This window comes from Nostoc sp. T09 (genome assembly GCF_002154695.1).
Lineage (GTDB): Bacteria > Cyanobacteriota > Cyanobacteriia > Cyanobacteriales > Nostocaceae > Aulosira.
The window spans coordinates 19,698-29,059 of the sequence record NZ_MTAV01000189.1; the positions used below are offsets into that span (position 1 = coordinate 19,698).

The window sequence follows — 9,362 nt, forward strand, 5'->3', positions numbered from 1 at the left end:
ATTATTATTCATAGATTAAAAGTATTATTACCTAATCTGACTTCAATCCAAGCCATCTTAATTGTATGCGCCAAGTTATCACCAATGCTCCACCAAGGTCTTGGTTTGCTTCCAAGACAATCTATGAACAGATCCAATACTACTTCCCAACGTGTCAATCAAAAATTCGTATTGCATCTGGTTGGTTTACTGTAAACGGCTGGGATCTGATTCGAGATGTTGTCAAAGGAAGATATGTTGATCTGTTGGTTGGAATTAACGAACAAACTCAAAGACAAGACGAAAAACACGCACAGCGCCTTTTAATCCAAGAAATCAAGAAAGATTTAGCAACAGGATCATCAGCAGGTAATCGCCGTCAAGCTGTAGTGGATCTAGTTGAGAAAATTCGGAGCGGTGAATTTCGGCTCGTAGATGCACGTGCTATGAAACATCATGCAAAACTTTACTTGGTTGACTGTGAGGTTGCCATTGTAACTTCAGCAAATTTAACTAAACATGGCTTCATGAAACAGGTTGAAGTTGGTGATCTACCGACTCAGCATGAGGAAGTTGTAAAACTTGTCAAGGAATTTGATGGATATTTTGCCGAAGCAGTAGATTTAACTCAGAGACTACTTAAAACTCTCGAAGATTGGTTGAAACTTGCTTCTCCGTGGGATATTTACCTCAAAACCTTGCTTGCTTTTGAGGATATAGAAATTGATCAAAGATATACTCCGCCAACGAATTATCAAAGAGCAATGATTGCTGAAGCTTTACAAAAAATAAGCGATCACAGCGGAGTTATGTTGGTTGCCTCAACAGGCCTTGGAAAAACCGTTGTTGCTACTCACATCGCTTTGAAACTTTTTAGAGCAGATGAAATTCTACATGTATTGATTATTGGGCCAAAATTAGTAAAAAGGCAGTGGCAGTCTGAATTTATTGATGCAGGTATCCCTCAGACCTATATCGGCTGTCAAGCTTTAGATAAAGAAGATCCAAGTTATGATTATAATCTCGAATGCTTTCTCGAAATCGAAGAAAAAATAAATAAGCAATGGCTCATTATTATTGATGAATGCCATCTATTTAGAAATTGCCATGATAGTGCAGAAGGACCTAGAAGGCGATCATTCCAAAGATTAATTTCCCGAATTGAAAAAAGCGGTTGTAAAGTCTTACTTCTCACTGGCTCACCTTACTCTAAAGATATTAGGAATCTCAATCACCAACTTCTGCTTTTACCTCATACTGCGGAAATTCCAACTTTGTCGCCTAAACAAAATAAGAAAAGTTTCAATTGGCATACCGATAGTATAAAAGGATTTATTAACTTGCCTGTTGTGTCTCAATTAACTACACCATATGTTGCACAACAGTATGGACAGAAGCTAGAGACTGGCATATCTATTGAGTTTGGACAGCAAAAACGATATATTCCGCTGGTCAAGTTATATCGAGTTAATTTCCATTTATTCATGGAAAGTGAAATATCTCAAGTTTTTAAGGATGGTTGCTTTACCGTCAATGATCCTCCAGCGTCACGCAAGTTTATAAAAACGCAAGCAGAAGTTGCTTGGGTCAGTTCGCCGTGGGCACTTCGCGAAATTATTAAAAAGGTTATTAATACCCCAGGCAAGCGAAACTTGTCATACGAATTTGGGTTTGAAATGTCTCAATGTCAGCGCCGTGAAATATTAGGGCCTCTCCTAATTCGATTAAACCAAATGCAGTTTAGTGATGATCATAAGCTTACATCTCTATGTAACTTTCTCCAAGAAGCTCACTTTAATAGTAAAAAAGTTATTATTTTTTGTGAGCGTCGTGCAACAGTAGCTTATCTAGTTGAAGCCATTAATACTTTATTTCCCAATTTGCGAGTATTTGGCACAATTAAGCAAGCAAAAGGTCAATATTTTCATAGAAGCGAACGAGAGATTTTTCAGGCAATTAAAAAGTTTGCTCCAGTGGCAAACCGAGCCGAAGGAAAGTACAAAGAAACTTACGAAATTTTTATTTCAACCGATGCTCATGGTGTTGGCATTAATCTACAAGATGCACCTGTCGTTATTAATTACGATTTAGCTTGGACAGCTATTGAACCTACACAGAGAGCAGGCCGTGTTCTCAGACCCTGGATTGAACCGCGTACTGTGGAACTTTACACTTTTGTTCCACCGCTAGAAAGTGATGCTTTACGCGATTTAGGCATTGCAAAACGTTACAGCAACCTGGCAAATCGCCACAGTCAATCTCAAGAAATTATGGAACTTCCTGTTCTATCTATAAATGAAAAAGAAGAAGTTAATTTTTTCAAGAATGCGTCCAAAGTAACAATTCAATCAGGTGTACTTGATTTAGAAGCTTTAGTTGATGACAATATATCACTATATTATCACCATGCATCTAAGCTGTATAATAACCGCGACTATGCCCGAAAGATTCGTGACGATATTATTAGTGCAAAAATTTACTCAGGACGAACAATTTTGATGTACGTCTTGTTTAAACACGAAGATGAATACAAATGGGCTGTTTATGAACCTAAGTCAAAAAGCTTGCGGAACATATCACGTGATCAATTACTTGATTTGCTTGAATGTGAGGAAGATACTGAACTAGCCCTCGTTAATGCTGATGAAATTGAAGAACTTAGCTATGCTTGCATAAAAGAGTGGTCTAAACAAAATAATGCTAATTTAGATGATGTTGTTAGAGAATGTGCAATGTATCTCAAACCAGCACATCAAACTGATGATGTTGAAAGTTTAGCTAGATATTAGTACGTTATATCTACTGGCTATAAGTGCTAGCTGCTGAGTTATTCAGAATTACAGAAGCGGATCAATTGCATACACCTGAAGAGATCGCCATTCAACTACGCGCTGACAAAAACCTTGATCCTGCGATCGCCAATGCTTTAGCATTCCTAGTCAAAGCAGCGTATCGCGATCTGTCTCAAAATGACGGCGAATTGAAGCAAGATTCCTCAAGATATGTCATTAATTCAAAGTCAATCGCCTGAATTTAGACAACGCTGTGAGGCGATCGCAACTGAACAACGAAGCTTGCTTCGAGTGCGAGCATTTGAACCATTACCCCTAGTCACTCTAGCAACCAAGTTAGGAGCAATACTTCTAACACCCGATCGAGTTCCAAGTTCAGAGGCACAGCAAATTACATTATTTCTAGCTAGCGATGAATGGTCAGCAGCGATTATAGGCTATAGCCTACTCTGGATTGTATGTAACCCACGTCATGTACCTACACGGCGGGAATCTAATTTTGATGCATGAGATAGCTCATCTGCTACTTAATCATCAACCTGTTGGCTTTGATCCCGTAACCGGGCAACCGAAACGTTAACAAAACAATGAGGATAGAGCAACTTTTCTGGAGGATATTTGCAAACTCCTAAAGGTGGTTTACGAAGGGCGGCACAACGAAAGATGCTGTTACCTCAAATTGCAGCACATTTTGGTGCTAGCGAATCGATGTTACAGTTTAGCAGCAATGTAACTGGTGCGCCTATCCAATGCTAATGCCTTATTTGTTTGCCTTAATTAACACATAATGAATACTGTTCGTTTCTAACTAACGATAAATTATTACTTAAGATAAGGCTATTATTTGTTTTTTCTACTTTTGGTTAATTAATGCTTACTACTAGAATTTTTATGGCAATTATACTGATTAAAAAATCAGGATTTTGGATAATGTCTTGGTCAACTATCGGTTGTTGTCACAGAAAATATGAATATTTATTACAGAAATTTTATAAAATTACATACTTTGAGATGAAATTTTTAGATAGAAAAAAGTTTTATATTTATGAAAATCCTCAACAATAGCTTATTTTGTCGTAAATTTTATAAGTAATAAAAATATTTGCGTTGCTTTAGCTTTGACCAAAGCCCAAGTTGTTTAAATCAAAAATTTATTATTTGCTGCCTAGCTTTGCTGACAATATATCAAGGGATATACATCAGCGCTTGAGACGATCGCGATATTGTAAACAGCAGATTGATAGTCTAAATAGTGAGACTAAGAACGTGAAGTATTTTTTCCTATCTGAAGGATGGACAGTATCTAGAGTCTGGGCATCTGATGGACTCTGGCAGATCACCGCATGGCGACGCCAACCAGATATTCAGCGTCTGAATATTTGTCTGATGGAAAATAACGAATTGTTGTGGCTTTATCGAGTTGAAGAGGCCGTTTTAACCGTAGAAGTGAAGCCAACAACACCAGCACTGGCAACTAATACAATTGGTCAAGTAGTGCTGAAGCGTTTGATGACAGCCGAACAGGTAATAGAACGCCTGGGTACAGCCGAGGCCAAGTGTCAGCTGCAAAACATTCAATCGGTGGCGCAGTAGGGAAGCAGGGTGCAGGGGTGCAGGGGTGCAGCGGAAGAATCCGCCTCATCCTCCTCACCTCCCAATTTCCCATAAGAATACGCAAACTGGATGTATGAGAGGGATTGGTAGCGAAAAATATCATAGATGCTACGCGATCGCATCTATTTACACGCTTGCAAACAATTCCATCAATAGTTACACTTTTTAAAATATTCTCATTTTTGCTTGGCAATTGCCTAGCACGCTTGACTACCTAAAAGCCTCTTAAGGTGTTTACTTACTCCTTAGAAAGGCAAAGTTTTTCGTAAGAGAACTCTAAGGTAGTTCAATATTTAGAGCGATCGCTACCCTATGGGTAAAGACCGCTTAGCGTGTCAGCATTGCCAGAGCGCCCACGCTGTCTGACTTATAAGACTAAGCTGTGGTAAAAAAGACCCTGGCAATAACAAAAAAACTGAGAGAAGTCCCAGCGGTGATTTCTGCCGCGCATAACTTCCGTAAGAAAATTGCTTTGTAAACTAACTCATCGAGGAGGAGCGTAGTCGATGGGACTACCCTGGTACCGAGTACATACAGTCGTTCTGAACGATCCAGGACGGCTGATTTCTGTACACTTGATGCACACAGCTCTTGTGGCAGGCTGGGCTGGTTCGATGGCACTATACGAACTAGCTGTTTATGACCCCAGCGATCCAGTTCTCAACCCAATGTGGCGTCAAGGGATGTTCGTGTTACCCTTCATGTCACGTTTGGGCGTCACTCAATCTTGGGGTGGTTGGAGCGTTACTGGTGGACCTGCAACAGATCCTGGTTTCTGGTCATTTGAAGGCGTTGCTGCTGCTCATATTGTCCTTTCCGGTCTGTTGTTTTTAGCTGCCGTCTGGCATTGGGTTTACTGGGATTTGGAACTCTTTAGAGATCCCCGCACTGGTGAACCTGCTCTAGACTTGCCAAAGATGTTTGGCATTCACTTGTTTTTATCTGGTCTACTCTGCTTTGGCTTCGGCGCTTTTCACTTGACTGGACTATTTGGCCCGGGAATGTGGGTTTCTGATGCCTTTGGAGTCACAGGTAGCGTCCAGCCAGTAGCACCAGAATGGGGACCAGATGGCTTTAACCCCTTTAATCCTGGTGGCGTTGTTGCTCACCACATAGCGGCTGGGATCGTCGGCATTATTGCAGGCTTATTCCACTTAACAGTCAGACCACCCGAACGGCTCTACAAAGCTTTGCGGATGGGGAACATTGAAACTGTACTTTCTAGCAGTATTGCTGCGGTGTTCTTTGCTGCCTTCGTGGTCGCTGGTACTATGTGGTACGGTAACGCTACCACTCCAATTGAACTGTTTGGTCCTACCCGTTATCAATGGGATCAAGGTTACTTCCATCAAGAAATTGAGCGCCGCGTGCAAAACAGCGTTGCCAATGGTGCAAGCCTATCGGAAGCTTGGTCACAGATTCCTGAAAAACTTGCCTTTTACGATTACGTTGGCAACAGCCCTGCCAAAGGCGGTTTATTCCGTACAGGTCCAATGGATAAAGGTGACGGTATTGCCCAGTCTTGGCAAGGTCACGCAGTATTCAAGGATGCTGAAGGCAGAGAATTGACCGTGCGCCGTCTGCCCAACTTCTTTGAAACCTTCCCAGTTCTCTTGACCGACGCAGATGGTATCATCCGCGCTGACATTCCTTTCCGTCGGGCAGAATCCAAATATAGCTTTGAACAATCTGGTGTTACTGTTAGTTTCTACGGTGGCGATCTGAATGGGCAAACCTTTACAGATCCAGCCGAAGTGAAGAAATACGCCCGTAAGGCTCAAGGCGGTGAAATATTTGAATTTGACCGGGAAACCTTGAACTCTGACGGTGTATTCCGCACTAGCCCCAGAGGTTGGTTTACCTTTGGACACGCTGTATTTGCTCTGCTATTCTTCTTTGGTCACCTCTGGCATGGTTCTCGGACAATATACCGAGATGTATTTGCTGGTGTGGAAGCGGATCTAGAAGAGCAAGTTGAGTGGGGTCTATTCCAGAAAGTGGGTGACAAGTCAACCCGCCGTAAGGAAGCTCTCTAACTTCAGTGCTGAGTTATGAGTAACGAGTTCTGAGTTAAAGCTCTGACTCAGCACTCAGAAACGCCAGATGCTACAACGGAGGGAACCTCAACGGACAGTTTGACGCCACTTGCTTTAAGCCGGGAAACCCGTCCAACGCAGTGGCTCCTCAAGTCGGGTAACCCTTTCGGCAATTGCTCATGGGGGACTCGGGGTCCCCTCTGGGGATTGGGGGCGAACCCCCAAGACCGCATTGCCTCACCACGCAACTGTCCTCCCCAAGGCACTGGCTCCTCAGTACTCAAAACTTTAATTACTGGCTGGATAGGCAGGAACTATTGATATGGAAAGCGTTGCGTACATCTTAATTTTCACCCTGTGTATAGGAGTTCTCTTCTTTGCGATCGCATTTCGCGAGCCTCCCCGGATTGCGAAAAAAGATGATTAGAACATTATTAGCAGACGTGTAAGGTAATATAAACATAAATATCCGCTGCTATCTCTTTGGTAACAGCGGATATTTATGTTTACTTCCTCTTGAGTTAATTTGCTAGTCAAAAATTACACTAACTTCAATCACTTTTATTAGTGATAAATCCTAACCATACTAAAGAATCAGGGAAGACTTTGGTGTAAGCTAGAAGCTGGGTCAAATACTTTAATTATGAGTAATTTGATAACAAATTATGAATCTTAAGGTTGAAACCCTTGGCGCTAAAGAGCAACTTCTGATAAATGACTTGTCACTAGACATTATGATATAATCTTCTATCTGGAAGTTGATATGTGTTGTTACTAGCTTTTCTGCGCTAGGATGAAATAGGTTTAGGCTGGCATGATAGCGCTTGCCTGATAATTGCACTCGCGACAAAAAATTACGGAGACTAGAACCAGGAACAAATTAGCATGGTCAATCAGAATTTAACCGCTACAGAAATTGGATTTACTCACGAAGATTTCGCTGCTCTACTTGATAAGTACGATTATCACTTTAGCCCTGGCGATATTGTACCAGGAACAGTTTTCAGTATAGAGCCGCGCGGCGCTCTGATTGACATAGGTGCGAAAACCGCAGCATATATACCTATACAAGAAATGTCTATAAACCGGGTCGATGCCCCGGAAGAAGTATTACAATCTAACGAAACGCGCGAATTTTTCATTCTTACTGACGAAAACGAAGATGGTCAGCTGACCCTTTCAATTCGTCGGATTGAATATATGCGGGCTTGGGAGCGTGTGCGCCAGCTGCAAGCTGAAGATGCCACTGTGCGTTCGGGTGTGTTTGCCACTAACCGTGGTGGTGCATTAGTGCGGATTGAGGGATTGCGCGGCTTTATCCCCGGTTCCCACATCAGTACTCGCAAACCTAAAGAAGAATTGGTAGGCGAAGAACTACCATTGAAATTCCTCGAAGTAGACGAAGAACGCAATCGCTTAGTTCTATCTCATCGTCGGGCGTTAGTTGAACGGAAGATGAACCGCCTCGAAGTTGGTGAAGTGGTGATTGGTACAGTGCGCGGTATCAAACCCTATGGTGCCTTCATTGATATCGGTGGCGTTAGCGGTCTATTGCACATCTCTGAAATTTCTCACGAGCATATTGATACACCTCACAGCGTGTTCAATGTCAATGATGAAGTGAAAGTTATGATCATTGACCTGGATGCAGAAAGAGGTCGGATCTCCTTGTCAACCAAACAGCTGGAACCTGAACCAGGTGACATGATTAAAAACCGCGATTTGGTTTATGATAAGGCAGAAGAAATGGCAGCTAAGTATCGGGAACAAATGCTAGCTAAACAACAAGGTGCTACTGCCGTTGCCGCTGAAGCTGTAGTTGAAGAAGACATCCCAGCAGCTATGGAAGAAGACATCCCAGCGGCTATTGAAGAAGACATCCCAGCGGCTATTGAAGAAGATATCCCAGTAGCTATTGAAGAGTAATACACTGGTATTTGTCTGTAATTAAAAACATGAAAGTTTTTGAAAAAGGGGGATTTTCCCTCTTTTTTTATGCTATCCATAGCAATTATTTAGGTAATTACCAGAAAGAAATGACCAAGTTTGCGCCTCATTTAAAAACTATGTTGCATCAGGTAGCGATCGCCTGCGAAATCCTGCTGATTTTAAAGCCGCCTATCTCCAGCACGATGTTGTAATTACCTCCTTTACTTTGGCTGGCAAAGATGCAAAGAATCAAATTTAATAAATAACTTTCAGCCAACCAAAAACTTGCTCAACCGTCAAATCAAGTGTTAATAAATTTGGGATTGGTAGAGATTCAGTACCTGTTAACTCTAAAGGTTCCTGCCCAGGAATAAATGCTAAAATTAATCGCTCATCTGGGTCAATTAACCATCCTAGTTGAGTACCATACTTGAGGCAGTGCAAAATATTGCTAATGACTTTAGTAGCTTTTTGCTCAGGTGAAAGGATTTCTACAGTCCAATCAGGGAAAATTTCAAAGGTGTTGGGTACTTCACCATCTGCTTCAAAGGGAATTCTATCCCAGAGAAACACGGTAGCATCTGGAATAATTGAACGTCCTGTAAAGTTAGGAATTAATTTGTTAAGAAGTTATCTTATTCGAGAACTTAGAAATAAAAACTATAATCAGAAAAAAAATAATGATCAATCTGCATTCTTTACTGTCGGACGTGATACGTCACCTCATCTTAGTTTGGCCTTAAATATTCTCTGTTATTCAGGCATATTGGCTAATAAAGGCACTATTGCAGTTCCAGGTAACAAAACTGGGAATAGATACATGGTTCATCTTGCAATTATGGTGACAGAAAAAGCATTCTCTACTACAGATATAACAGAAGCAATTAAACTCCTAAATGTGAGATATACAAAGAATTTTCCAGGAAATGATACTGAGTTTGATAAATATCTAAGAGGTTGTTTGAAAAGTGGTTTGTAGTGTTTTTAAGCACATTTAGATCCCCCCTACCCC

10 protein-coding genes are annotated in these 9,362 nt (G+C 41.4%); 9 read left to right on the plus strand and 1 reads right to left on the minus strand.

Annotated features, from left to right (window positions below; genetic code table 11):
- Window positions 1-65 precede the first annotated feature (65 nt).
- The 8 genes from BV372_RS29935 (at window position 66) to BV372_RS29965 (ending at window position 8,347) form a co-directional block, all read left to right on the plus strand.
- Window positions 66-2,768 (plus strand): helicase-related protein, encoded by a 2,703-nt coding sequence (locus BV372_RS29935; protein WP_086690393.1) that lies wholly within the window; start codon window positions 66-68, stop codon window positions 2,766-2,768.
- Between the two features lie 65 nt (window positions 2,769-2,833).
- Complete coding sequence (locus BV372_RS29940) at window positions 2,834-3,010, plus strand: hypothetical protein (RefSeq protein ID WP_218776787.1); 177 nt, start codon at window positions 2,834-2,836, stop codon at window positions 3,008-3,010.
- The gene (locus BV372_RS29945; RefSeq protein WP_086690395.1) at window positions 2,982-3,281 is read left to right on the plus strand and encodes a hypothetical protein; all 300 of its coding nucleotides are present in this window, start codon (window positions 2,982-2,984) and stop codon (window positions 3,279-3,281) included. Before BV372_RS29940 ends, BV372_RS29945 begins: the two co-directional genes overlap by 29 nt.
- 108 nt (window positions 3,282-3,389) lie before the next feature.
- Complete coding sequence (locus BV372_RS36770; protein ID WP_179198280.1) at window positions 3,390-3,527, plus strand: hypothetical protein; 138 nt, start codon at window positions 3,390-3,392, stop codon at window positions 3,525-3,527.
- Between the two features lie 510 nt (window positions 3,528-4,037).
- Complete coding sequence (locus BV372_RS29950) at window positions 4,038-4,364, plus strand: hypothetical protein (protein ID WP_086690397.1); 327 nt, start codon at window positions 4,038-4,040, stop codon at window positions 4,362-4,364.
- 527 nt (window positions 4,365-4,891) lie between these two features.
- Window positions 4,892-6,421 carry a photosystem II chlorophyll-binding protein CP47 gene (gene psbB / locus BV372_RS29955; protein WP_086690399.1) on the plus strand — a complete coding sequence of 510 codons (1,530 nt, stop codon included), beginning with the start codon at window positions 4,892-4,894 and terminating at the stop codon, window positions 6,419-6,421.
- A gap of 322 nt (window positions 6,422-6,743) precedes the next feature.
- Entirely contained in the window at window positions 6,744-6,848 is a 105-nt protein-coding gene (locus BV372_RS29960; RefSeq protein WP_071989499.1) for a photosystem II reaction center protein T, read from the plus strand.
- A gap of 458 nt (window positions 6,849-7,306) precedes the next feature.
- Window positions 7,307-8,347, plus strand: coding sequence for a 30S ribosomal protein S1 (locus tag BV372_RS29965; RefSeq protein ID WP_086690401.1), 1,041 nt, complete (start codon window positions 7,307-7,309; stop codon window positions 8,345-8,347).
- Between the two features lie 258 nt (window positions 8,348-8,605).
- Here BV372_RS29965 and BV372_RS29970 read toward each other — a convergent pair whose 3' ends face one another.
- The gene (locus tag BV372_RS29970) at window positions 8,606-8,965 is read right to left on the minus strand and encodes a Uma2 family endonuclease (protein ID WP_306299025.1); all 360 of its coding nucleotides are present in this window, start codon (window positions 8,963-8,965) and stop codon (window positions 8,606-8,608) included.
- A 4-nt stretch (window positions 8,966-8,969) separates the two neighbouring features.
- Here BV372_RS29970 and BV372_RS29975 point away from each other — a divergent pair, with 4 nt between their 5' ends.
- A complete protein-coding gene (locus tag BV372_RS29975; protein ID WP_086690403.1) occupies window positions 8,970-9,329 on the plus strand; it encodes a hypothetical protein in 360 nt (119 codons plus the stop codon).
- The last annotated feature ends 33 nt before the right edge of the window (window positions 9,330-9,362 follow it).